Here is a 24279-nt window from a genome sequence, read left to right on the forward strand (position 1 = left end):
TCACCCGGGGGTCATGTGACGGACGCCGAACCCCCTCCGCCGGGACACGGCCCGCCGTAAACCTTCGCACGTACGCGTCAGTAGACGTATGCGCTTTCATACGTCACACGCGCACCCCGAACCACAGCAGATCGCACGACCTCACCGGCCCCCGTGGGCCGTAGAACTCAAGAGAGGCACACCCATGCCGTCACCCGCCGGGCACCGCACGCACACCGGTCGACTCGCCGTGAACAGACGTGGTTTCCTCAAGACCTCGCTCGGCGCCTCGGCCGGTGTGGTCGCGGCTCCGACGCTGGTCAGCTGGCTGGCCGCCGCGGACGCCAAGGCCGCCACGGTCCCGCTCGCGTTCGTGGACGACTACAAGACGAACGTCCTCGCGAACCTGACGCCCGAGACCAACGCCGTGGTCCGGATCCTCGGCGGCATGGCCCAGATATGGAAGACCGGTTCCGCCTGGAACACCGGCACCCCGCTGCGGCCCGAGATCCTGCGCGCCAACGTGCGCTACTGCGTCGACCTCACCACCCGCCGCACCGTGGACCAGGCCAAGGAGGCGTTCCTCTACGACCGGCAGCACCAGAGCTACGCGATGATCGCGGGCCTGGGTCCGCTGGCCGACCTGTACAAGTCGGGCGCCCTGGCGGTCACTTCGATCACCAGTGCCCCCGACGGTACGCCCGCCACCACGATCAGCGACGCCGTCCCGGCCGGCGCGCCCGCCGGTTCCGCGCTCGGCGCGGGCTCGCACGACTCGGCGCTCGGCAAGGTCGCCGAACTGGTCGACACCCTGCGCGGCGCCTACGCCTCGGGCAACCCGGGCAAGTACGCGTACCAGTACCCGCGTCCGTGGCGCATGAACGAGAAGAGCGAGGTCGTCGACACCGGCACGACCGACGCGCTCGGCTACCCGGTCTACGACTCGAAGGTGGTCGTCGCTCCGCAACTCCTGCGCCAGCGCAGCACGTCCCCGACGGACGACGCGGGTTTCCCCAGCGGCCACACCAACGCCTTCCATCTGGCGGGCCTCGCCTACGCGTACGCCGTACCGGAGCGCTTCCAGGAACTGGTCACCCGCACCCTGGAGTTGAGCCACACCCGGATCATGGCCGGCATGCATTCCCCAGTCGACGTGATGGGCGGGCGCATCATGGCCACCGCCCTGGCCGCCGCCACCCTCGGCGACCCGGCCAACGCCACGCTCAAGGCGGCGGCGCGCGCCCAGGCGCTCGCGTACTTCGAGGCGCAGACCGGCACGACGGCGGACACCCTGTACGCCTACGCCCACTCGGCGACCACCGCGACCGACCCGTACGCGGAGCGGACCGCCAACTCCCGCGTGGTGGAACCCAAGTTGACGTACGTGCTGACCCGCGGCGGCCGTGACAAGGCGCTGACCGTGCCCAAGGGCGCGGAGGTGCTGCTGGAGACCCGCCAGCCGTACCTCGACGCGGACCAGCGGCGCGAGGTGCTGCGCACCACCGCGCTGCCGTCCGGCTACCTCCTGCTCGACGGATTCGAGCAGTGGGGGCGGCTCAACCTCTTCGCGGCGGCGGACGGTTACGGCTCCTTCGCCTCCGACGTCGTCGTCTCCCTCGACGCGGCGGCCGGGGGCTTCGGCGCGGCCGACGCCTGGCGCAACGACATCGACGGCTGCGGCGGCCTGACCAAGCAGGGCACCGGCACCCTCACCCTGACCGGCCACAACGCGTACACCGGCGGGACCGTGCTCAACGCCGGTGCGCTGGTCGCCGGTTCGGCGCACGCGCTCGGTCACGGTGACGTGAGTGTGCTCGGCGGCACCCTGCGGGTCTCGGAGTCCGTGCAGATCCACGGTACGTACTCCCAGCAGTCCGCCGCGCTGGAGGTCACGCTGCGCTCGGGCCACGAGCCCGCCGTCGAGGTCACCCGGCGCGCGGTGCTCGGCAAGGGCAGCACGCTGTCCCTCCAGTTCGACGCCGAGCGCCCGCCGGCCGCGGGCTCCACGGTGCGGGTGCTGGGCGCGCCCACGCTGCGCGGCCAGTTCGACAGCATCACGGTGAACTCGGACAAGCTGCGGGCCGTACCGGTGTATACGGCGGAAGGTCTGTCGGTACGACTCCTGAAGCGGTGACGCCCCTGGTGGCGGGAGCGATGCGACAGTAGGGCCCATGACGCGGCCCCTGATCGTTCCCGCCACCGTGCGGCCGGCCTCACCGCAGGGCGGATGATGGCGCGCGAACAGCACTCGGTCCTCGACCCCGGCACGCTCGACGACGGCGGCGGGCAGCCGCCGCGCGCGGCGGACGGCCGGTCGGCACGCCTCTGCGCCGGGCTGCGGCGCCGTAGGCGGTGGCTGGTGCCGCTCCTTGTGGTGGTGCTGCTCGCGCAGATGGCCGCCGTGATGGTCACGACCGCCGTCCAGCAGACGCCGACCATCGACGAGCCGGTGTACGTGGCCACGGCCACCGTGTATCTGCGCGAGCACAGCCTCGACTACAACCCCGAGCACCCGCCCCTCGGGAAGCTGGTGATCGCCGCCGGAATCGCCGTCGCCGACCCGCACTTCGACGCCGACCATGCGGGCGATCAAGGGGCGTTGGGCCGCCATCTGCTGTACGAGTCGGGCAACGACCCCTGGCGGCTGATGTTCTGGGCCCGGCTGCCGGTGATCGTGCTGACCCTGCTGTTCGGGCTGGTCGTGTTCGCGTTCGCCCGTGAACTCGTGGGCGCCGCACGGGGGTTGGCGGCACTCGCCCTGTACGCGTTCTCCCCCGATGTCATCGCGCACGGCTCGCTGGCCACGCTCGACGTGCCGGAGGCCGGCTTCCTGCTGACGTCGGCGTGGCTGCTGTGGCGGGCCAGACGGCGACCCCGGCTGTACGTCCCGCTCGCCGGGGCGGCGCTCGGAGCCGCCGTGGCCACGAAGATGAGCGCCCTGCCCGCCGTACCGGTACTGATGCTGCTGGCCGTCGCGTCGGTGTGGTCCGCCCGCCGCCCTGTCGACCGTGACGCGCGGCGGCGGGCACTGGCCCTCGGGGCCGCGGGCGCGGCCGTGGTGGCGCTGGCGGCGGTCGCCGTCGTATGGGCGTCGTATCTCGTCGTCGATCCGCGGTTGCGGTTCGCGTCCACAGAACCGGTGCCCGCCGTGCACGGCTTGCGGGGGCAGGTGGTCGGTCTGCTGCCGTTCCCGAGGGCGTTCCTCGACGGGATGCGCATCCAGTTCGGTCTGGAGGACTACCCGTGGCAGGGCTTCCTGTTCGGGCACCTCTACACCGGGTCCCACTGGTACTACCTGCCCGCCGCGCTCCTGGTGAAGACACCCCTCGGCATGCTCGCGCTGTGGGCGGCGGGTGCCGTCGCGGTGGTGACGGTACGGCGGTTGCGGCCGGCGGCACCGTATCTGCTCGCCCCGACGGCCGTGCTGCTGGGCGCGGCGATGGACGGTTCGCGGGACTTCGGCACCCGGTACGCGATCTTCGTCCCGATGTTCCTGGCGGTCGCGGCGGCCTGTGTGCCGGCGCTGCGGTGGCGGTGGGCTCCGCTGTCCGCGGGGTTGTTGGTGGCGTTCGTGGCGGTGAGTTCGGTGCGGACGTTCCCCTTCTATCTGCCGTACTCCAACGAGGCGTTCGGCGGTCCGTCGAAGACCTATTTGCGGCTGCACGACTCGAACGTGGACTGGGGCCAGGACCTGGGGCGCCTCGCCGACCGGCTCCGCGAGCGGTACGCGGGCGAACGGATCTGGCTCGTCTACAAGGGCAGCGGGGTGCCGTCGTACTACGGCATCGAGTCGTCCGATCCGCGCAAGGCAGGTCTGCGCGAGGTGCACGGGCTGTTGGTCGTTTCGGACACGTCGATCGACAAGGCGCGGGGAGAACTGGCCGAGTTGATCGACAGCAGTCGCCCGATCGATCAAGTCGGTCATTCGATCACCATTTACCGTCGCTGATCACCCTCTGGTCACAACGCTCCGTGAGCTATGTTGAGTGGCTGTGGGAGACAAAGGAGGCGCATCGGTGCCATCGCCGCAGCAGGCACGCGCCCAGGCATCCGCGATCACCTCGGGCAAGACCGACCCGGAAGTCGGAGCGGCACCGACGTCCCAGCTCAGGGAACTCTTCGACGGGCCACGGCTGTCGCCGGGGCAGCGGCGCATCGCCCAGTACCTGATCGAGCACATCACCGAGGCCGCGTTCCTCTCCATCACCGATCTCGCGGAGCGCGTCGGCGTCAGCCAGCCCTCGGTGACCCGGTTCGCCGCGGCGGTCGGCTTCAGCGGTTACCCGGCGCTACGGGAGCGGCTCCAGGCGATCGCCCTGAGCACCCTCGCGGGCGGCCCGGCGGCCGAGGAGAACCGCAGCAACGAACTGCAGGCCGCCGTCGACGCCGAGATCGAGAACCTGGAGAACCTGCGCCGCGACTTCGCCGACCCCGACCGGCTGATCGAGGTCGGCCGCAACCTGTCGGCGTCCACCCCGCTGACCGTCCTCGGACTGCGCATCTCCGTCTCGCTGGCCGAGTACTTCGCGTACGCCGCGCGCCGTATCCACCCCGATGTGCGGCTGGTGACCCGGGGCGGCAGCGTCGCCTACGACGCGATCCTCCAGTCACGCGAGGCGGGCGGCACCTGGCTGCTGGCGTTCGACATGCCCCGGCACGCCCACGAGACGCTCACCACGCTCCGGGTGGCGCGCAGCGCCGGGCTCAAGGTGGCCCTCGTGACCGACCTCGCGCTCGGCGCGCTCGCCGACGAGGCCGACGTCACCTTCGCCACCGGCACCGGCTCCCGCCTGGTCTTCGACTCCTACGCCGCCCCCGGCGTGATGGCCTCCGCGCTGCTCCAGGCCATGACGGACGCCGATCCCGAGCGCACCCAGGCCCGCCTCGAGGACTACGAGCAGATCGCCGAAGAGCACCAGTTCTTCATGCGGGACTGACCCGCCACTCCCCCACCGGATGACTTCATATCGGGATGAATCCACCCATTTCCCGCATGAATGTTTTCATACGCCTTGCAAAGCGGACGGCATATATAAATACTGCTCACGGATCGCACCCGGCCCACTCCGGGCACGTTCCGCACCCGTGAGCCCACCGCTCGCACCGCCCCGAGAAAGCACCGGTCCGCCCATGCGCACGCCGCTCCACCCGCCGCGCCGGCGACACCCGTCCCCCCGGGGCTCCTGCACGAACACCCTCAGCCGCCGTCTCCTACCCGCGTCGGCGCCAGGGGTGTTCGGTCGGGCATCGCCTGCGCGAGCGCCCAGGGCGGCCCCGGTCATCCCCTAGGCCGGGGCCGCCACACACCGTCGAACCACCCCCCGCGACGCCGCACACCGGGAAGCGATGACATGCAACTCACCACCACGCGCATCAGCCAGGACTGGCCCTGTCAGGTCAAGACGCCCGGCAGCTACGACTGGGAACGCTCGGCCGCCAAGTGGCTGCGCGAGCTGGTGCCGGCCCGCTACGCCAGCTACCCCGCGTTCATCCGCCACCCCGTGCTGCTCGCCCGGCACGCGCAGATCCAGGTCCAGCACGAGATCCGCGTCGCCCGCACCGCCCTGCAGACCGCGCGGGCCGACCTGCCCGGCATCGGCCTGCCCGAGTCGGTCATCGAACACACCATCAAGCTGTACGCCGCCGAGGTCCTCCAGCTCCAGCACATCGCCCGCAGCGTGCGCGCGGTGACCGAGGCGCTGGTCGGGCACAGCACGGGACGCTGACCGGCAGCGCACGGCGTCGTGCCCGTCGCGTGAAGCGGAGGCCATGCCGATGAGCGGCTCCCGCATTCCGGGTCTCGTACTGCCCGGAGTGTTCCTGCTGGCCCTGGTCGTGGGCGTGTTCTGGTACTGGCGACACCGCGACGACGACTGAGCGGGCGTGAGCCCTACTGGCCGGCGTCGAGTGTCGTGCGTGACTCCAGGTCCTTGCGGGTGTCGTTGCCGTAGACGCCGTTCTCGTCGCCCCTGATGCCGTACCAGAGTTGGAAGCGGGCGACGGCCTCCTTGAGGGTCGCGTCGTACCGACCGCTGGTGGAGCCGTTCTCGTAGACGTTGGGGATGCGCAGGAGGCGTTGTTCCAGCTCCGTCACCTGCGAGCCGCTGTCGCCCTCGCGGAGCGTGCCGGCTCCGTCGGGGTCGGCCGTGGTGACGGCGGTCGCGGTGGCGGACGCCACCGGGGTGGGGGTGGTGACCGGCTGGGCCGTGCTGGCCTCTCCCTTGCCGGGCAGCAGGAGAGCGCAGGCGAAGCCGACCAGCGCGGCGGCACTCACGCCGACCACGACCGCGGCCCGGCGCAGACCGGGTCCGAAGACGCCGGTGTCCGGCAGCGGATGCCGCAACTCGCCGACTACGGGCGGCAGTTCCTGTGTCTCGGCCTCGGAACCGAAGAACTGCCGGGGCACCGGCACGGACTCGAAGACCGAGGAGTCCCGGCGCGTCTCCCGCAGCAGCTCCGCGAGGTTGTCGGAGCGGCGGCGGCGCAGAACGCGGGCGGGTTCCAGGACCGGGCCACCGGACGAAGCCGATCCCGATTCGGGCGGTGTAGACACACTGCTCTCCTTCCGTTCCGCGCACACGGATCTCCGCCGTCCCCCTGAAGAGATACGCGCGCACGGCCGCCGGAGTTCAGTGCGGCGTCACGTTCGGACGAACCGGCGCAGGGACGCCGTCAGCGCGGCGACGAAGGCGTCCCGTCGCGCGTCGTCGAGCGCCTCGAGGGAGAGGTAGGGGTTCAGGTCCTCCAGCTCGACCAACAGCAGTTCACCGTCCGGGGCGCGGCAGGCGTCGACGCGCTGGACGCCGTGGTCGATGCCGTTCCAGTCGACGAACCGTTGCGCGAACTCCAGGTCCGCGGGCGTGGGTTCGTAGGGTTCGAGCCGCCAGCGCTGCTCGGTGTCGGGGGCATGGAGGGCGTACTGGAAGTCGTGGTCGACGAAGTAGAAGGACACCTCGTACGAGAACTCGACGCACGGCTGGACCAGGACGCTCCCGTCGGCCAGGGCGGGCAGCCGCTCCGCCGGGACGATCTCCAGGCCTATGGAGTCGGCGCCGCGTTTGGGCTTGACCACATAGTGGTCCGTGCGCGGCAGCCGGTGCAGGTCCTCGACGCGGTCGACGGTCGGGATGACCGGGAACCCGGCGGCGCTCAGGTCGAGGAGGTACTGCTTCCCCGCCATGTCCGCCCGGCCCGAGAGCTGGTTGTAGACGCGGGCCCCGGTACGGATCGCGCGCTCGCGGAACGCGTCGTACTCCTCCTGGTAGCCGAGGACGGGCCCGCTGTTGCGGACCACGACCGCGTCGAAGCCGTCCATCAGCGAGGCCGCGTCCAGCGGATGGCACAGTGCCAGGTCGAAGTCCTCGCGCAGCCGGGAGGTCAGGGCGATGTCCTCGTCGCCGTAGCGGCGCCCGCGTGCCGGGTACGCCAGGTCGGTGACGTAGAGGACGCGGGGTCGGGGCGGGGGCGTGGAGGGCATGCGGGTTCTCCTTGGCTGAGGGGGTCGAGAGCGTTCGTGCCCGATGATCAAAACGGTCGGCCCGTGTTCACCGGGTGAGCGTTTTGGCTCCGCAGGACGAGCGGATCCTCAACTCGGGGAGCAGTTCGATGTGTTGACGGGGGGCCGGCGGCTGTCCGCTCGCGCGCTCGGCGAGCCGTCGCAGCAGGAGTCTCGCGGCCGACTCCCCCACCGCGTGCTTCGGCGGGGCCACCGCGGTGAGCGGGACGTCGGCGAGCGGGGCGACCTCGTCGTCGTAGGCGATGAGGGCCAGGTCGTCCGGGACGCGGATGCCCCGGACCTGGAGTCGGGGCACGAGCACGATCGCGTCCTCGTCGCTGTGCACGAGGGCGGCGGTGACATCGCGCTCGCGTACCGCGTCGACCAGGTAGTCCACGCTCGACTCGTAGTCACCGTGTTCGCGGACGGACGGGGCGCCCCGGGCGCCGTCGAGGCCGAGGGAGCGTACGGCCGACTCGTACCCCGCGATGATCTGCGCGGCGTGCGGGCCCTCCTGGACCACCGCGGTGACCCTGCGGTGGCCGAGGGCGGCGAAGTGGCCGACGGCGACGGCGGCTCCGTGGGCGCGGTCGGCGCACACCCGGTCCAGGGCTGCCGCGGGGTTGCCGGGCGGGGCGGAGCGTTCGACCAGGACGGTCGGCACGTCCCGGTCGAGGAGCCACCGTTCCTGGCCGCCCACGGGCACACCGCCGGACCAACTGGGCGCCACGAGCAGCCCCTCCGCGCCGCCCGCGACGAGATGCCCGGCCTGGACGGCGTCCTCGGCGCCGACGTACCCGGACACCCCGAGCACCAGCCGGCCGCCCTGAGCCGTCACGGCCTCGCGGGCACCGCGCACGATGTCGGCGAAGAGCGCGGCCGTGGTCGGCACGATCATTCCGATCACGACGCTCTCGGACGGGTCGCGCGGCGCCGGTACCTCCACGACCGCCCCGCCCGGCCACACCACCGAGCCGTGCAGCCGCCGCACCCGGCCCTGGCCGGCCAGGGCCTCCACATCACGCCTCAAGGTGACGGCGGAGACGCCGAGTTCGGCCGCGAGTTCGGCGACCCGCAGGCTGCCGTGCTCGCGGACGAGTGCGAGCACCCGCTCATGGCGCTGGTCGACGTGAAGTCGCATGGGTCCCCCTAAACGCACAACTGGTCACGGTCACTCTATGCCGCGGATCGTCTCGACCGTCTCGACAGTCTTGACCGTTTCGATCGAATCGGCTGTATCGGTTGTATCGGGGACTCGGTTCCCCCTCCGCAGCGCACTGAGTGCCATCCGTGTCGACCTGGTGCTACGTTCCCGTCCATGAGCTCCAAGCCGCCCATGCGGGACGCCCTGGTCGCGGCCGCCTTCCAGTTGTTCCTGGAGCGGGGCTACGAACAGACCACCATCGACGACATCGTGGCGCTGGCCGGGGTCGGGCGGCGGTCGTTCTTCCGCTACTTCCCGTCGAAGGAGGACGTGGTCTTCCCCGACCACGAGCGCTGCCTTGCCGACATGACGGCCTTCCTCTCGGTCAGCGGCGACGAGCACGAGCCGGTGCGGCGGGTCTGCGACGCGGCCCGGCTCGTCCTGCGGATGTACAACGAGAACCCGACGTTCTCCGTGCAGCGCTACCGCCTCACCAAGAAGGTGCCGGGGCTGCGCGCCTACGAACTGTCGGTGGTGTGGCGCTACGAGCGTGCCCTCGCCGCCTATCTGCGCGGGCGCTTCGCCGGGCGGCGCGACGGCACCCTCCGGGCGGACGTGATCGCCGCCGCCGTGGTCGCCGCGCACAACAACGCGCTGCGTTCCTGGCTGCGTTCGGACGGACAGCGCGACGCGGGCGCCGAGGTGGACCACGCCCTCGGGTATGTGCAGACCGCCTTCGGACACCCCCCGGCGCAGCCCGCCGCGGAGCAGCGGCAGGACCCCGAGGACGTCGTGGTCGTCGTCTCCCGGCGCGGGGCCCCGATGTGGCGTGTCGTCCAGGAGATCGAATCCGCGTTCGGCCGCGACTGAACCGCCGAACCGCTCGCCCCCTGAACCACTCAGCCGCTGCACTGCTCCGCCGCACCGCCGCACCGCCGCACCGAGAAATCCAAGGGTACGCAGTATCTTTACGCATGGCACTGAGTGCCATACGCTATGGCCGTGCACGGTGGCACAGCGAACCGCGCACCCGCGTGCCCGGCTCGGCCGCGCACGCGGGATTCCGGCCGAGCGCAGGGAGTTGACAGCGTGTACCACCACTCAGGATTCGCGACCCGTCCGACAGGCGGCTCCCCGGCGGGCGTCCTCGATCCGCACACCCCTGACGGGGACACCATCCTCTTCCAGCGCTGCACCTGGTGCGCCACCGCCATGTACCACCGGCTGCTCTGCCCGGTCTGCCAGGGCGGCGACCTGCGCACCGAGCGCAGCGAGGGCACCGGCACGGTCCGCCACTCCACGGTCGTGCACCGCAACACCCCCGCCGCCCGCAATGTGTCGCTGATCGAGATGGCCGAGGGTTTCGTGGTGCGCGGCCGGGTCATCGGCCCGCCCATCGGCATCCACAGCGGTGACCGTGTCCGGCTGTCCACGGCCAAGGACCCGGTGCGCGGCGAGCCCGTCTTCCAGCTCCTCGACGAGCCGTACCGCGCCTGGCGCTGACGGCGGACCCGGTCGGCCGGTCGACGACCGGTCCCCGAACCGCCGTGGCACGCGGCCGAGTTCGGCCCCGGCCGACGAAGATCGGCCGAATCCTCCTCCACAGGCAACCCACAGGCTCCGCTTCCCGTCCTCCGGGACGCGAGAGGCTCCCGGGACCACCGGGGTGCCTGAGCCTGAGGTCAGAGGAGGGGAACACATTGTTCCGTGCCCGGCGCATATGGGTCACGGCCGCTGCGGTGCTCGCGGTGGCGGGAGGGATGTCCGGGTCGGCGCAGGCGGCGCCACCGTCGGACGCCGGACCGCCGACGGCGACGACGGCAGCCGACGACGGCGGGCTTCCGCCGGGCTGGCGGATCACCGGGAAGGGTTCCGCGCAGCAGCTGGTCTGGCGCTCGGACGCGCGGGTGCCCATGGGGGACGCGCGGGTGGAGTTCCACGCCGGTGGCCGGCTCCTCGGTGTACCGAGACCGGCGAAGGACGGGCGGACCTTCCGGCTCGGCCTCGGTGGAGTCGCGCCCCAGCAGCTGACGGACCTTCAAGTGCTGTCCGCAGGGCGCCGGTTGGACGCCGCAGGTGACACCTCCGGTTCCGGCAGGGGGCGTTCGGAGGTCGCCGCGCAGCGCCCGGCCCCGCTCCCCGCGGGCGCGATCGATCCCGGCAAGCCGGGCGCGTACCGTACGACGACCGGCGAGTACACACTCAACTCGGTTCGCCTGCCCGGGTTTCCGGAGCCGGTGGAGATGAAGGCGGTCGTGGTCGCGCCGAAGGGCGCCACCGGCAAGCGGCCGCTCGCGCTGTTCCTGCACGGCCGTCACTACACGTGCTACACCCCGGGCACCGAGGACATCACCGGCGACTGGCCCTGTCCCACCGGCACCAAGCCCGTCCCGAGCTACCGGGGTTACCTGCGCGACCAGCGACTCCTGGCGTCCCAGGGCTACATGACGGTGTCGATCTCCGCGAACGGCATCAACGGCCAGGACTTCCACGCCGAGGACGACGGCGGCGCGCAGGCCCGTTCGTCGCTGATCCGGCAGCACCTGGCCCGCTGGGCCGGCTGGGCCGCGCACCCCGACACCGCTCCGCCGGTCGTCCGGAACGCACCGCGGGCCGACCTCTCCCGCGTCCTGCTGATCGGTCACTCGCGCGGTGGCGAGGGCGTCAACCGGGCGGCGATGGACAGCCTCTACCCGCCGCCGGCCGCCCAGGACGGCTATCACGGCCCGGTGCGCTGGAAGATCCGCGGCACCGTCCTCATCGGCCCCACGATCTTCGGCCAGAACCCGGTGGCCGACGTGCCGTCGGCGACGATCCTGCCGGGCTGCGACGGTGACGTCTCCGACCTCCAGGGCGAGGTGTACGTCGACGGCACGCGCGGAGTCAGCCGGGGTGCCGCCCTGCACAGCGCGGTCTACGTCGAGGGCGCCGACCACAACTTCTTCAACACCGAGTGGACGCCGGGCCAGGCCCAGGCGCCCGCCGAGGACGACTTCTCCAACGACCCCGACCGGCGGGACCCGGTGTGCTCGCCGGGCACCGCGACCCGGCTCACCGCCGACCAGCAGCACAAGGCCGGCTCCACCTACATCGCCACGGCGGCACGGCTGTTCGTCGCCGGGGACGACCGCGCCCGCGAACTGCTCGACGGCTCCGGCCGCCGGGCCCCCTCGGCGGACCCCGCCACGGTCCTCACCCACGCGGTGGGCGCGAACCGCGGCGCCGGGTTCCTGCCGGACGGCCAAGTCGCCGTGTCCGGCGGCCGGTTGTGCTCCGCGGTGGATCCCGACCCGGCCGTCGCCTGCCTGGACCCCGACACCAGGGGCGGCTCTCCGCACTTCGCGTTCTGGGAGACCGCCAAGGAGGCGGGCCGCCGCGCGATCGCGCTGCGCTGGTCCGCGGCCGGTTCGCCGGTGACGGTGCGTCCGAACAAGCCGGTCTCGCTCGGCGGCGCCAAGGGCCTCGCCCTGCGGGTGATCGTGCCGCCCAACACGACCGGCACCCAGCTCGACGTGTCCCTGACCGACACCTCCGGCCGCCGTGCGACCCTCGGCCGGGTCCGCGTCGACGGCCTGCCCGGCACCGAGCGCACCACCTCCTACTGGGCGCGCGAGGTCCGCGTACCGCTGACGGCCGCCTCCCACGCCGGGCTCGACCTGCGCCGGATCAAGTCCCTTGAGCTGACCCCGCGTTCGCGCTCCGGCCGGGCCTGGCTGATGGACGCCTGGGGCTGGCGCCCCGGCACTCCCGCGGTCACCGCGGCCCCGCTGCCGCGCGTCGACATCGGCCGGCTCACCGTCAAGGAAGGGGACTCGGGCGTCAGGACGTACCGCGTGCCCGTCCAGGTCTCCGGCCGGGGCAGCGGCCAGGTGCGGCTCTACGTCGAGGACCCGGCCACCGGCGAGGACACGTCACGGCTGGTGACGGTACGGCCCGGCGGCAACGACATCGACATACCGGTGAAGGTGGAGGGCAACACCCGCTTCGACTACGGCGATCAGCACGACATCTTCGTGAAGGCGGTGCACGGCGCCGTGGTCGGCGCCCACCGCGGTGGGGTGACCACCGAGAACGACGACCCGAGGCCCACGTTCACCGTCGCGCCGATCGCCGACCGGGTCACCGAGGGCCGGCCCCTCAAGTGGAGGGTGACGCTGTCCGCGCCCGCCGACGTGGAGATCAACACCCCGTTCGTCGTGCAACCGGTCACCGCGGGACCGGAGTTGTCCACCCTGGACGTCGACCCGCAGTGGCTCCAGGAGTACACCGGAGAGCAGCCCGCTCCGGAGCGCCCCCTGTCCAAACTGACAAGCCTCTACGTCTGGGCGTCCGTCCCGGCGGGGCAGCTCAGCGCGGAGATCAGCCTGCCCACGATCACCGACCAGGTGACCGAGCAGCCCGAGTCCGTGCGCTTCGTGGCCGTGGACGACAACGGCGATCCGCAGAGCGGCGGACCGGAACTGACCGGCACCGTGCTCGACGCGTCGTAGCCGAACGCCGTACGAAGTGAAGGGGCCGCAGCGCGAAGCTGCGGCCCCTTTCTACGTCGTGTTTCTACGTCGTGCGGCGCCTCAACTCGGCTTGTCCGTGCCGCCGTTCATCTTGGCGCGGTTCTCGGTGAGGAGTTCCTGGACGCGTTGTTCGATCTCGCGGGGGTCGAGGCCCAGGGCCGCGCCTATGTGCGCGGACCACACCTCGGAGCGGAGGTTGGTCTCGAAGTCGAGGTCGGCGCGGACGTTCTCGCGGGTCGCCTGGCGGTTCTGGCTCACCATGACGAAGGTCGACAGGAAGATGGCCTCCAGGCTGACGATCATCGTGAGGAGCCCGTACGGGTACGGGTCGAAGATGCCGGCCTTCCCGAGGAGCCCTTCGTTGAGGGCGATCCAGACGGCGAACCACAGCGCGTGGAGATAGACGAACAGCATGGTGCCGGCGAAGGCGGTGATCGCGTCGGCGACCCGGTCCTGGGTGCCGCGCATCCGGGCGAAGACGATCCGCTCCTGCCGCAGCCGCAGTTCGGCCGGGCTCAGTGCAGGGTCCACGGGCGCTCCCTGATGTTGGTGTGCAAAGGGGATCGTCCTCAGGGTGCGAGCGTCACGCGGATGCCGACGGTGCCCTTGAGCCCGCGGCGCAGGCGGCTGCCCAGGAGCGTGATGCGTCCGGCCAGGCCGTACTTGCGGGCGATGAGGGTGCGGTAGTGGGCGGTGGTCTCCGCGTCGCAGATCTCGGCGGTGCCGGGGACCTGGTTGCCGGTCGGGTTGCCGCGTACGTCGCAGGGGCCCACGAGGACGTCGGCGCGGGCGCGGATGCGCTTGACCTTCCAGGAGTCGGCGGGCGTCCAGGCACCGAGGGTCTCGCCGTCGCGCACCACCCACACCGGGGTGGCGACCGGGGAGCCGTTCTTCCGGTAGCTGGTGATCAGCAGGTATTGGCTTGCGCCGAGCCGGTCCAGCGGGGTCTCGTCCATGGTCGGCAGTCTAAGCACCCGGGGTTTCCCGCAGGAGATCGAGATACCGGCGGGCGAAAAGGTAGGCGTCGCCGGGCCAGCGCGCCGAGAGATAGGTGCCGTCCCGCACGACGAACGCGTGCGTGTCGTCGCTCGCGGTGCCGCGCCGGGTGAGTTCCCTGGGCCCGCGCTCGAACCGACTGCTCGGGGCGTCGTCGAGGGCGGCCCGCACCTCGTCCTCCACGTAGGCGGGGTAGGTGCGGTAGTAGCGGCCGAGGCGCCAGGCGGTGGTCAAGTAGGCGGTGCGTTCCATGTACTTCGGCAGACAGGTCGTACGGCGTCCGGCGAGGACGCTGCGGCCGGTGTCCGGGTCCTGGGTGCGGGCGAGCACGAGAACGCCGTGGCAGATCGCGCCGACCGGGCGCCCCAGTGCCCAGAACTCCCGGACCTTGGCGCGGAGTTGGGCCGAGCCCAGGTACTGACGCATGCCCGGTGCGTGCCCGCCCGGCAGCAGCAGTCCGTCGTAGCCGGTCGCGTCCACGTCCGCCCAGGCGACCGTGGCGCTGAACTCCGGTGCGGCGGCGAGCTGTTGATAGAACCGCTTGGGTTCGTCCTCGGCACCGAGCCGTCCGAGGAGGACGCCGGTCAGCAACCGGGCGTCCGCCGCCGGCCGGGTCCCGGCGCGCTCGACGGCGAAGACGACCTCGTGCCCCGCGTCGGTGAGCAACCGCCAGGGCACGGCGACCTCGGTGACGTCGAAGTCGCGATCGGGGACCGGCATGAGCACGCGCATGGGCTCATCATGGCAGCCGGGTCAGGTGCCCATGACAGCCCGGCCACCCCGGCTCAGACCAGCCCGACCGCCTCGGCTCGCTCCCAGCCCGCCGCCCAGGTCACCCCGGCCGGCTGCCTCGGCTCGCTCCCAGCCCGGCTGCCTCGGCACACCCCGACCCAGCCGCCCCAGCCCGGCCGCCCGGCCCAACCTCGCCCAGCCGCACCACTCACCTCCACCCAACCGTCCCCCTCCACCCCAGCTCAACCGCCCACTTCGCTCCTACCCCGCCGCCCGGCTCACGCCAGCCCGACCGCCCCGGCTCACACCACCCCGCCGCCAAGCTCACCCCCACCCCCCTCACCCCACCCCCGCCCCCATCCGCCCCACCGCTTCCGTGATCACTTCCGGGGACGTCGCGAGATTGAGCCGTACGTGTCCGGTGCCGCCGGTGCCGAAGTCGAGGCCGGGGCTCAGTGCGACCCGGCCTCGCCGGAGGAAGACATCCGCCGGGTCGTCGCCGAGGCCGAGTGCGCGGCAGTCGAGCCAGGCGAGGTAGGTGGCCTCGGCGGGGCGGTAAGCGATGGCGGGGAGGTGCTCGGCCAGCAGGTCGGCGAGGAGGCGGCGGTTGTCGTCGAGGCCGGTCAGCAGGGCGTCCAGCCAGGCCGTGCCGTCGCGCAGGGCGGCCGTGTGGGCGATGACGCCGACGTGGCTCGGACCGTGGCCGACCTCTTCGGGGAGGCGTGCCAGGTCGGCGGCGGAGGCAGGCCCCGCGACGGCGAGGGCTGCCTTGAGCCCGGCCAGGTTCCAGGCCTTCGACGCCGACATCAACGACAGCCCGTTCTCCGCGCCCGGCACGCTCAGATAGGGCACGAAGGCCGCCCCGGCGGCGACGACCGGCGCGTGGATCTCGTCGGCGACGACCCGCACGCCGTACCGCTCGGCGAGGGCGGCGACGGCGGCCAGTTCACCGGCGGTGTGCACGGTACCGGTCGGATTGTGCGGGCTGCACAGCAGATACGCGGCGCGGCGCCCGCCCGCGACCGCCCGCCGGAACGCGTCCTCCAGGGCGTCGGGATCGATGCGGAGATCCGCCCCCAGCGGCGCCTCCACCACCTCCCGGTCCATGTGTGCGACGAACTGGAAGAACGGCGGATACACGGGCGGGTTCACCACCACCGGATCACCGTGCCCGGTCACCAGCCGGAGCATCTCCACGACCCCCAGCATGACGTCCGGCACGATCCGTGTGCGCTCCACGGCGAGCCCGTCCCAGCCCCACCGCTTCGCCGCGAACGCGGCCAGCGCCTCGGCGTAGGCCGTACCGGCGGGATAGCCGGTGTCCCCGAGCGCGAGCGCGTCCGTGACCGCGCGGACCACCGGTTCGGCGAGCGGTACGTCCATCTCGGCGACCCACAGCGGAAGCACGTCCTCGGGGTAGGTGCGCCACTTCATGCTCGTACGCCGTCGCAGCCGGTCGAGGGTGAGCGCACGCAGGGGATTCGGTGCACCGGACGGGTCCCGCGGGATGCTGGTCATGGGGCACAAGATAGACGGATCGCCCGGATTGGGGCGTCGACACCGCCGCGCGTCGTCCGGCCGGGTGTCGCGCGGGCCAACTCGGCGGTGCGCGGGACCTGTTGAGGACGGGAGCCGAAGCCGATCTTCCGTTCGGTGAACACGACGGGGCCGGGCCACGTATGGAGGAAGGGCACCTCAACGACCGGAGGGCCTCGCGGTGTTCGGCACCGCACGTTCGGGGTTCGGGAGCCATGCATGAGGCACGCACGACGACGGGTCGTCCGGCGAGTTACACGGTTGGCGGCCGTCGGCGGACTCCTGCTGGGAGGTGCCATGGTCACCCAGGCGGCCATGGCCAGCGATTCCTCCGGCACGTCCGCCGCCACGCTCAGCGCGCCGCAGACACCCGCGGACAAGGGTTCCGCCCTGGTGGCGAAGCTCGGTTCGGCCCGCACGGCGGGCAGTTGGGTCGACGCCGGCGGCCGTACGGTCGTCGCGGTGACCGATGCGAAGACGGCGGCCGAGGTGAAGAAGGCGGGCGCCGAGCCGAAGGTCGTGCGGTACAGCCTGAACGAGCTGAAGTCGGCCGCGACCACGCTGAGTTCGGCGCCGAAGGTGGCGGGCACCGCGTGGGCGATGGACTACCGGAACAACAAGGTGCTGGTGGAGGCCGACAGCAGTGTCTCCGCCGCCGCCTGGACCGCGATGACGAAGGTCGCGAGCGGTATCGGCGCCTCGGTGGAGATGCAGCGCACGCAGGGCAAGTTCACGACCCGGATCAACGGCGCGCAGCCGATCCTGTCGACCGGCGGGCGCTGTTCGGCGGGCTTCAACGTGACCAACGGGCAGACCGAGTTCATCCTCACGGCCGGGCACTGCGGGCCTGTCGGATCGATCTGGTTCGCCGACAACCAGGGCGACCAGCAGTTGGGCAAGACGGTCTCCGACAACTTCCCCGGCAGCGACTTCTCTCTGGTGCAGTACGCGAGCGGGTCGGCGGGCGACGGCGCGGACGTCGTCGCGATCGGCAACGGCAGCGGGGTGACCATCACCGGCCTGGCCGACGCGGCCGTAGGGGAGAAGGTGTTCCGCAGCGGAAGCACCAGCGGGCTGCACGACGGTGAGGTGACCGCGCTCGACGCGACGGTGAACTACCCCGAGGGCACCGTCACCGGCCTCATCCAGACCACGGTGTGTGCCGAACCGGGCGACAGCGGCGGCCCGTTGTTCGCCAACGGCATCGCGCTGGGCGTGACGTCGGGCGGCAGCGGTGACTGCACGGCGGGTGGTACGACGTTCTTCCAGCCGCTGACCAAGGCGCTGGCCGCGCTCAACGTCAAGCTGCTGGTGGCACCGAAGACGGCCGCCTCGCCCGCGCCGTCCGCCTCGGCCCCCGGCAGCGCGGGAGCCGCCGGCGCGGCCACGCCCGGGACCTCGGCGCCGGCGACGAACACCACGGCGGGCACGACGACACTGGCGTCCCGGCTCACCGACCCCAAGAACGTGGGACCGGGTCTGCTGGTCATCGCGGGAAGTCTGATCGCGCTGGTGGCGACGCGCTGGATTCGCGCCGAGCAGGACCGCAAGGCCTTCCAGCGGCACTACTCGGCGATGTGGGGCTGATCACTCAGCCGGTCACTCAAGGGAGTTCAACGGGGGATCGGGTCGACGGTCGACGGATCGGGTCGACGGGGGCTCGACCGGCTGGACCGAGGGTCACGAGGAAGGCCGGGCGACGGATTCCCTTACGACACTGCGTCGGCCGGGCGGCTCTCAGGCCGCCGTGGCCGACTGCGGAGCTGCGGCGGCCCACTCCATGACGAGCCGCCTGTACTCCTCGCGCTGTTGGGCGCTCAGTGTCCCGCCCGACCGGAGCCACAGGGCTCTGATCTCCTCGTTGACCTCGGCTGCCGATCGCTCGGTGGCTGATTCAACACTGGTGGACATGGTGTGAAGCATACGGCGCTGCAGGTGAAGGCGATGTGAGTAATCGCGCACTAACCGGACATATCGGACCGTGTTACTGATCACGTCCATCTGTCAAGTCCTGTAACGCAATTCACACCTCGGCCACACCCAGCACCAGCACCTGGATCGCCAACACCGCTGCTCCACGCGCCCAGTCGTGGAAGTCGGAGACCTTGGTCTCGACGTCCAGCGGGGCGGCCAGCGGATGCCGGTGGGCGCGGAGCGTGTCGTCCACCGCCTTCCCGGCGACGCCGATCAGACCGACGCCCTCGCCGGCGAGCAGGATCTTCTGCGGCAGCACGAAGTTGGCGATCTGGGCGACCAACGCGCCCAGCGCGCGGGCCGCTTCGTCGATGACCCGGGAGGGCATGGGCTCACCGGCGGCGGCACGGGCGAGGATCTCCTCGTACGTCAGGTCGTGGCCGGTGGCCGCCTGGATCTGGTAGCGGATGCTAGGGATGGTCAACAGCGAGACGGCGCTGCCCCGTTCACCGGCGGGGGTGAGCGGGCCGTTGGGGTTGAGGATCCAGTGGCGGCCGAACCCGCGGTCTTCCTCGGCGTACGGCACGCGCTTGCCGCCGAGGACGAGGCCGTAGCCGATGCCCGCGCCGATGGTGAGGACGACGAAGCGGTCGAGACCGCGCCCGGCACCGAACCAGGTCTCGGCCTCGACGAGGGCGGCGACGTCGTTCTCGACGACGACCGGCAACCCGGTGCGCTCCTCGACGAGTTCGGCCAGCGGGACGTCGCTCCAGTGCAGGAAGGCCGACTCCCCCACCACGGCACGGTCCTGGACGAGACCGCCGACACCGATGCCTATGCCCGTGAGGGTGGGGAAGCGCGCGGTGAGTTCGCCGGTCATCCCGGCGAGCAGGTCGGCGACTTCGGCCGGGTCGTGGGTGGTGAGCGGTCGGTCGAGGCGGGCGACGATCTCGCTCCTGAGGGTGGTGACGACGCCGTAGACCATGTCCTCGGTGACCTTGAACCCGAGGAAGGTGCGGGACTCGGCGACCACGTCGAGGGGTTGCGAGGGGCGGCCCTGGCGGACCTCGGCCGGGCCGCCGCCGTCGGGGACCTCGACCAGCAGGCCGGATTCGATCAGCGGCTTGGTGAGGCGGGTGAGGCTGCCCGCAGAGAGGTCGAGCCGGCGCGCGAGGTCGGTGCGCGACAGCGGGCCGTGGACGAGCACCTCGATCGCCACGGAGCGTTCACCGGGGCTCAGCGGCTGCCAGCTGGCGGCACGTGTGGTCATGGGTGCCAGACTCCCACAAGCAAGCTTTTTTCGCTCTGGAACTAACGACGCCATTCTATGGCCGGAATCCCGCACAGGAAAGATGCGTGCACACCTCTTGACGCCACGATTCTTTCGCATCGAAAGTAAGTCACCCGAGGACGAGCCGTCGCAGACGAAGGAGTCTCCAGATGACCACCGCCTCAAGCAGCCCCCCGTTGCGCCCACCGCGGGCCCGTGAAGGCGGGGGCGACGGACGGCTGGCGGCGGTCTTCATCGCCCCGGCCCTGCTGGGCTTCCTGGTCTTCCTCCTCTGGCCGACCCTGCGGGGCATCTACCTGAGCTTCACCCGCTTCAACCTGCTGACACCGGCGAAGTGGGTGGGCCTCGACAACTACGACCGGATGGTCCACGACCCCATCTTCTGGTCCTCGCTGAAGGTGACCGTCGAGTACGTGGTCATCAACATCGGCATCCAGACGGTGTCGGCCCTCGCCATCGCGGTCCTGCTCCAACGGCTCACCCAGTCCGCCCTGTTGCGCGGAATCGTGCTGACGCCGTACCTCATGTCGAACGTCGTCGCCGGCATCGTCTGGCTGTGGATCCTCGACACCCAGCTCGGCATCGGCAACCAGATCATCGGCGGGCTCGGCTTCGACCACATCCCCTTCCTCGCCGACAGGACCTGGGCGATCCCGACGATCGCACTGATCAACGTGTGGCGGCACGTCGGCTACACCGCGCTGCTGCTGTTCGCCGGGCTCCAGGCCATCCCGAGCGACATGTACGAGGCCGCGAAGGTGGACGGCGCGAGCGAGTGGCGCATGTTCTGGCGGATCACGATGCCGCTGCTGCGACCGGTCCTCGCGGTCGTGCTGATCATGACGGTGATCGGTTCGTTCCAGGTGTTCGACACGGTCGCGGTGACCACCGCGGGCGGCCCGGCGAACGCGACGAACGTCCTCCAGTACTACATCTACGGCTCCGCCTTCGGGCGCTTCCAGTTCGGCTACGCCTCCGCGATGTCCGTGGCCCTGCTGATCGTGCTGAGCGCGATCACGTTCCTCCAGTACCGGCTCACCCGCGCCGGCCAGACCGACCTCGGCTGACCGGAAGGAGACGACATGGCCACCCTGACCACCACGCCCAACGTGCCCAACACGCCCACGAGGACGACCAAGCAGGAGACGGTACGGCCGCCCCGGCCCCGACCCTCCGTCGGCAAGATCGCCGCCTGGGCCGCGATGACCGTGATCACGCTGATCACCCTGCTGCCCTTCTTCTGGATCCTGCGCACCGCGCTCTCCACGAACACCGGCCTCGCCGCCCATCCCTCGGACCCGCTTCCGGTCGACTTCACCACCGGCGGTTTCGAGCGGGCACTCGGCCTCCAGTCGACCAAGGAGGCGATCGCGCAGGGCGGTTCGGGCGGCGGGCTGACGTTCTGGCGCTATCTGCTCAACTCGGTGCTCGTCTCGACGCTGGTCACCGTCTGCCAGGTGTTCTTCTCCGCGATGGCCGCCTACGCCTTCGCCCGGCTGCGCTGGCGGGGCAGGGACCGGATGTTCGGGCTGTTCCTGGCCGGACTGATGGTGCCGGCGATCTTCACCCTGCTGCCGAACTTCGTCCTCATCAAGCAACTCGGGCTCGTGGACACCCTGTTGGGGATCGCGCTGCCGACGATGTTCATGACGCCGTTCGCGGTGTTCTTCCTCAAGCAGTTCTTCATGAACATCCCGCGCGAGGTCGAGGAGGCCGCCCTGCTCGACGGCGCGGGCAAGGTCCGCGTCTTCTTCCGCGTCCTGCTGCCGATGGCCTCCACGCCGATCCTGACGCTGGGCGTGCTGACCTACATCACCTCCTGGAACGACTACTTCTGGCCGCTGATGGTGTCCTACAGCGACAGTTCCCGCGTGCTGTCGGTGGCACTGGCCATCTTCCGCTCACAGACCCCGCAGACCGGCTACGACTGGTCGGGACTGATGGCGGCGACCCTCATCGCCGCGCTCCCGATGCTCGTGCTCTTCTCGGTGTTCGCGCGCCGCATCGTCAGCTCCATCAGCTTCACCGGAATCAAGTAAGGGGCAGGGCATGCGATTTCGTACGGTCATGACACTGACCGGGGCGCTCGCGCTGTCCCTGACGGCGGGCTGCGCGAAGGGCGACTCCGTGGGGTCGGCCTCGGACACGGTGACGTACTGGCTGTGGGACTCCAACCAGCTCCCCGCCTACCAGGCCTGCGCGAAGGGATTCGAGCAGCGGAACCCCGGACTCAAGGTGAAGATCACGCAGTTGGGCTGGGGCGACTACTGGACCAAGCTCACCGCGAGCTTCATCGCGGGCACCCAGCCGGACGTGTTCACCGACCACATCCAGAAGTTCGGCCAGTTCGCCGACCTGAAGGTGCTGGAACCCCTCGACGGCCTCGGCGTCGACGACTCCGCCTACCAGCCGGGCCTCGCCGCCAACTGGGTGGGCCAGGACGGCCATCGCTACGGCGCCCCGAAGGACTGGGACACGGTCGCCCTCTTCTACAACCGGAAGATGGCCGAGTCGGCGGGTCTGAGCGCCGATCAGCTCAACAGCCTGTCCTGGAACCCCGAGGACGGCGGCACCTTCGAGAAGGCCGTCGCCCACCTCACGGTCGACAGGAACGGCAGGCGCGGCGACGAGCCGGGCTTCGACAAGAAGCACGTCAAGACGTACGGCCTCGCCAGCGGCGGCGCGGGCGACGCCGACGGCCAGACGACGTGGAGTCCTTTCACCGGGTCGGCCGGCTGGAACTACACCGACAAGAAGCGCTGGGGCACCGCGTACCAGTACGACAGCAAGACCTTCCAGTCCGTGATCAAGTGGTACTTCGGGCTGGCGAAGAAGGGCTATCTCGCGCCGTACACGGACTTCAGCGACGGCGCCAACCCGGCCAACGCGCAGATCGCCTCGGGCAAGGCGGCGACGTCCTTCGACGGCGCGTGGATGATCTCGACGTACTACGCGGCCAAGGGCGTCAAGGTCGGCACGGCGTTCACGCCCGCCGGTCCGAGCGGTGACCGGGCGACCATGATGAACGGTCTCGCCGATTCGATCACCAAGAAGGCGCACAACAAACCCGGCGCGGAGAAGTGGGTCAAGTACCTCTCCTCCGACGAATGCCAGAAAACGGTCGGCAGTTACGGAATCGTGTTCCCTGCGACCCCCGACGGCACGGACACCGCCGTCGCCGCCTACAAGAAGAAAGGCATCGATGTCACGGCCTTCACCAGGCCGGTCGCGGACAAGAAGGACTTCACCACCTTCTCCTATCCGATCACCAACTACGCGGCGGACGTGTACGCGTTGATGCACCCCGCCATGCAGGACGTCTACGCCAACGACGCACCCGTCAGCGGCCTGGGCAGGACCAACAAGCAGATCAACTTCATCCTCGGTCAGTGACACGTCGGTCGACGACCGCCGTGTCAGCGAAATTCTCGTCAGAGAAGGACACGCACCTATGACGTTCTCCCTCGGCATCGTCGGAGCAGGCCAGTTCTCGGGCCAGTTCGCCAGACTGTTCCAGGCCCACCCGGGCGTGAGCGAGGTCTACGTGACCGACCTCCTGCCTCAGCGGGCGGAGCAACTGGCCGCCGAACAAGGGCTGGCGGGCACCTTCCCCTCGTACGAGGCGATGCTGGAGTCGAAGGCCGTCGACGCCGTCGCGATCTTCACCCAGCGCTGGACGCACGGTCCCCTCGTCCTCCAGGGGCTCGGCGCCGGCAAGCACGTGTACTCCGCGGTCCCCATGGCGATCAGCGCGGAGGAGATCGCGGCGATCATCGACGCGGTCAGGGCGACCGGACTGACGTACATGATGGGCGAGACAAGCCAGTACAACCCGGCGACCGTGCACGCCCGCAACCAGATCGCGGAGGGCGCCTTCGGGCGGATCTTCTACGCCGAGGGCGACTACGTCCACGACATGGATCTGGGGTTCTACGAGGCGTACCAGTACAGCGGTGGCGACAACTGGAAGGCCACCGCCAGCTATCCGCCGCTGCTGTACCCGACGCACTCGGTGGGCGGGGTGCTCGGCGCCTGGCAGACGCACGCGGTGAGCGTGTCGGCGATCGGGGTCGTGGACGAGCGCGGGGACGGTGTCTTCGACAAGGAGGTCAGCCAGTTCGGCAACGACTTCTCCAACGCCACCGCGCTGTTCGAGGTGGCGGGCGGCGGTTCGTTCCGTACGAACGAGTTCCGGCGGGTGGGCTATCCCTCACAGATCCGGGAGTCGCGTTTCCGGTTCTTCGGGACCGACGCGAGCATGGAGCAGCTCGCGACGGTGGCCTTCTGGCAGGACAAGAAGGGGGTGCGGGACATCAGCGAGTTGCTGGAGCCCAAGCCCACCATGTCTCCTGACGATCCGTCACTTCAGCACATCGCGCCGGACCTTCGGGCCGCCTTCACCTCGGGCTCGGCACCGGTGCACGACCGGTCGCGGCTGCCGCGGGAGTTCGACAACCTGCACAACGGCCACGAGGGCAGCCACCACTTCCTGGCGGACGACTTCGTGACCGCGGTCAACTCCCGCACCCTGCCCAGCGTGAACGCGTGGGTCGCGGCCCGCTACACCCTGCCGGGCATCGTCGCGCACGACTCGGCACGGCAGGGCGGGGCGAGGCTGGAGATCCCGGACTTCGGGGACGCGCCCGCGTAACGGCGTGGGTACGCAAGCCGGGTGACTGTC

Annotated in this window: 21 protein-coding genes; 12 read left to right on the top strand and 9 right to left on the bottom strand. The window is 70.8% G+C overall.

Translation table 11 applies throughout. The annotated features are described in order from the left end of the window. The first annotated feature begins 184 nt into the window (after window positions 1-184). The 4 genes from ACIQBL_RS10020 to ACIQBL_RS10035 all read left to right on the top strand — a co-directional run bounded on the left by ACIQBL_RS10020 (window position 185) and on the right by ACIQBL_RS10035 (window position 5705). Window positions 185-2113 (top strand): phosphatase PAP2 family protein, encoded by a 1929-nt coding sequence (locus tag ACIQBL_RS10020; RefSeq protein WP_401939041.1) that lies wholly within the window; start codon window positions 185-187, stop codon window positions 2111-2113. Between the two features lie 93 nt (window positions 2114-2206). Then, window positions 2207-3928: a phospholipid carrier-dependent glycosyltransferase gene (locus tag ACIQBL_RS10025; protein ID WP_401939043.1), complete on the top strand. Its 1722-nt coding sequence runs from the start codon at window positions 2207-2209 to the stop codon at window positions 3926-3928. A gap of 67 nt (window positions 3929-3995) precedes the next feature. Beyond that, window positions 3996-4916 (top strand): MurR/RpiR family transcriptional regulator, encoded by a 921-nt coding sequence (locus ACIQBL_RS10030; protein ID WP_401939045.1) that lies wholly within the window; start codon window positions 3996-3998, stop codon window positions 4914-4916. Between the two features lie 414 nt (window positions 4917-5330). Next, a complete protein-coding gene (locus tag ACIQBL_RS10035) occupies window positions 5331-5705 on the top strand; it encodes a hypothetical protein (protein WP_019064417.1) in 375 nt (124 codons plus the stop codon). Between the two features lie 164 nt (window positions 5706-5869). Here ACIQBL_RS10035 and ACIQBL_RS10040 read toward each other — a convergent pair whose 3' ends face one another. From ACIQBL_RS10040 to ACIQBL_RS10050, 3 genes are all read right to left on the bottom strand, one after another. Further along, window positions 5870-6532, bottom strand: a complete 663-nt coding sequence (locus ACIQBL_RS10040; RefSeq protein ID WP_401939047.1) for a peptidoglycan-binding protein — start codon at window positions 6530-6532, stop codon at window positions 5870-5872. Between the two features lie 87 nt (window positions 6533-6619). Beyond that, window positions 6620-7456 carry a hypothetical protein gene (locus ACIQBL_RS10045; protein ID WP_401939049.1) on the bottom strand — a complete coding sequence of 279 codons (837 nt, stop codon included), beginning with the start codon at window positions 7454-7456 and terminating at the stop codon, window positions 6620-6622. A gap of 67 nt (window positions 7457-7523) precedes the next feature. Then, the gene (locus ACIQBL_RS10050; RefSeq protein ID WP_401939050.1) at window positions 7524-8615 is read right to left on the bottom strand and encodes a substrate-binding domain-containing protein; all 1092 of its coding nucleotides are present in this window, start codon (window positions 8613-8615) and stop codon (window positions 7524-7526) included. 195 nt (window positions 8616-8810) lie between these two features. Between ACIQBL_RS10050 and ACIQBL_RS10055 the strand changes: the two genes are divergently transcribed. From ACIQBL_RS10055 to ACIQBL_RS10065, 3 genes are all read left to right on the top strand, one after another. Beyond that, a complete protein-coding gene (locus tag ACIQBL_RS10055) occupies window positions 8811-9488 on the top strand; it encodes a TetR family transcriptional regulator (protein WP_401940677.1) in 678 nt (225 codons plus the stop codon). Between the two features lie 219 nt (window positions 9489-9707). After that, window positions 9708-10121, top strand: a complete 414-nt coding sequence (locus ACIQBL_RS10060; RefSeq protein ID WP_401939052.1) for a Zn-ribbon domain-containing OB-fold protein — start codon at window positions 9708-9710, stop codon at window positions 10119-10121. A gap of 197 nt (window positions 10122-10318) precedes the next feature. After that, a complete protein-coding gene (locus ACIQBL_RS10065) occupies window positions 10319-13108 on the top strand; it encodes a hypothetical protein (protein WP_401939055.1) in 2790 nt (929 codons plus the stop codon). A gap of 81 nt (window positions 13109-13189) precedes the next feature. Here the strand turns inward: ACIQBL_RS10065 and ACIQBL_RS10070 are convergent, their stop codons facing one another. The 4 genes from ACIQBL_RS10070 to ACIQBL_RS10085 all read right to left on the bottom strand — a co-directional run bounded on the left by ACIQBL_RS10070 (window position 13190) and on the right by ACIQBL_RS10085 (window position 16375). After that, window positions 13190-13660 (bottom strand): DUF1003 domain-containing protein, encoded by a 471-nt coding sequence (locus ACIQBL_RS10070; RefSeq protein WP_401939056.1) that lies wholly within the window; start codon window positions 13658-13660, stop codon window positions 13190-13192. Between the two features lie 38 nt (window positions 13661-13698). Next, window positions 13699-14085: a PPOX class F420-dependent oxidoreductase gene (locus ACIQBL_RS10075; protein ID WP_401939058.1), complete on the bottom strand. Its 387-nt coding sequence runs from the start codon at window positions 14083-14085 to the stop codon at window positions 13699-13701. Between the two features lie 10 nt (window positions 14086-14095). Beyond that, on the bottom strand, window positions 14096-14857 hold the full coding sequence (locus ACIQBL_RS10080; protein ID WP_401939060.1) for a type 1 glutamine amidotransferase domain-containing protein: 762 nt from the start codon (window positions 14855-14857) through the stop codon (window positions 14096-14098). 339 nt (window positions 14858-15196) lie between these two features. After that, entirely contained in the window at window positions 15197-16375 is a 1179-nt protein-coding gene (locus ACIQBL_RS10085) for a MalY/PatB family protein (protein WP_401939061.1), read from the bottom strand. Window positions 16376-16612: 237 nt separating this feature from the next. Between ACIQBL_RS10085 and ACIQBL_RS10090 the strand changes: the two genes are divergently transcribed. Further along, complete coding sequence (locus tag ACIQBL_RS10090; protein ID WP_401939062.1) at window positions 16613-17980, top strand: S1 family peptidase; 1368 nt, start codon at window positions 16613-16615, stop codon at window positions 17978-17980. A gap of 150 nt (window positions 17981-18130) precedes the next feature. On the opposite strand, the gene ACIQBL_RS10095 is transcribed toward ACIQBL_RS10090, so the two are convergent. Continuing rightward, a complete protein-coding gene (locus ACIQBL_RS10095) occupies window positions 18131-18316 on the bottom strand; it encodes a hypothetical protein (RefSeq protein ID WP_043662304.1) in 186 nt (61 codons plus the stop codon). Between the two features lie 100 nt (window positions 18317-18416). Then, window positions 18417-19577, bottom strand: a complete 1161-nt coding sequence (locus tag ACIQBL_RS10100) for an ROK family protein (RefSeq protein ID WP_401939063.1) — start codon at window positions 19575-19577, stop codon at window positions 18417-18419. A gap of 170 nt (window positions 19578-19747) precedes the next feature. On the opposite strand from ACIQBL_RS10100, the gene ACIQBL_RS10105 reads away from it, so the two are divergent. The 4 genes from ACIQBL_RS10105 to ACIQBL_RS10120 are packed head-to-tail and all read left to right on the top strand — an operon-like array spanning window position 19748 to window position 24249. Next, window positions 19748-20665: a carbohydrate ABC transporter permease gene (locus ACIQBL_RS10105; RefSeq protein ID WP_401939066.1), complete on the top strand. Its 918-nt coding sequence runs from the start codon at window positions 19748-19750 to the stop codon at window positions 20663-20665. A gap of 15 nt (window positions 20666-20680) precedes the next feature. Beyond that, window positions 20681-21637 carry a carbohydrate ABC transporter permease gene (locus ACIQBL_RS10110; protein WP_401939068.1) on the top strand — a complete coding sequence of 319 codons (957 nt, stop codon included), beginning with the start codon at window positions 20681-20683 and terminating at the stop codon, window positions 21635-21637. A gap of 10 nt (window positions 21638-21647) precedes the next feature. After that, window positions 21648-22991, top strand: coding sequence for an ABC transporter substrate-binding protein (locus ACIQBL_RS10115; RefSeq protein WP_401939069.1), 1344 nt, complete (start codon window positions 21648-21650; stop codon window positions 22989-22991). 58 nt (window positions 22992-23049) lie between these two features. Continuing rightward, complete coding sequence (locus tag ACIQBL_RS10120) at window positions 23050-24249, top strand: Gfo/Idh/MocA family protein (protein ID WP_401939071.1); 1200 nt, start codon at window positions 23050-23052, stop codon at window positions 24247-24249. Window positions 24250-24279: the final 30 nt, after the last annotated feature.

Origin of the sequence: Streptomyces sp. NPDC088350 (genome assembly GCF_044753545.1) — a bacterium.
Taxonomy (GTDB): Bacteria; Actinomycetota; Actinomycetes; order Streptomycetales; family Streptomycetaceae; genus Streptomyces.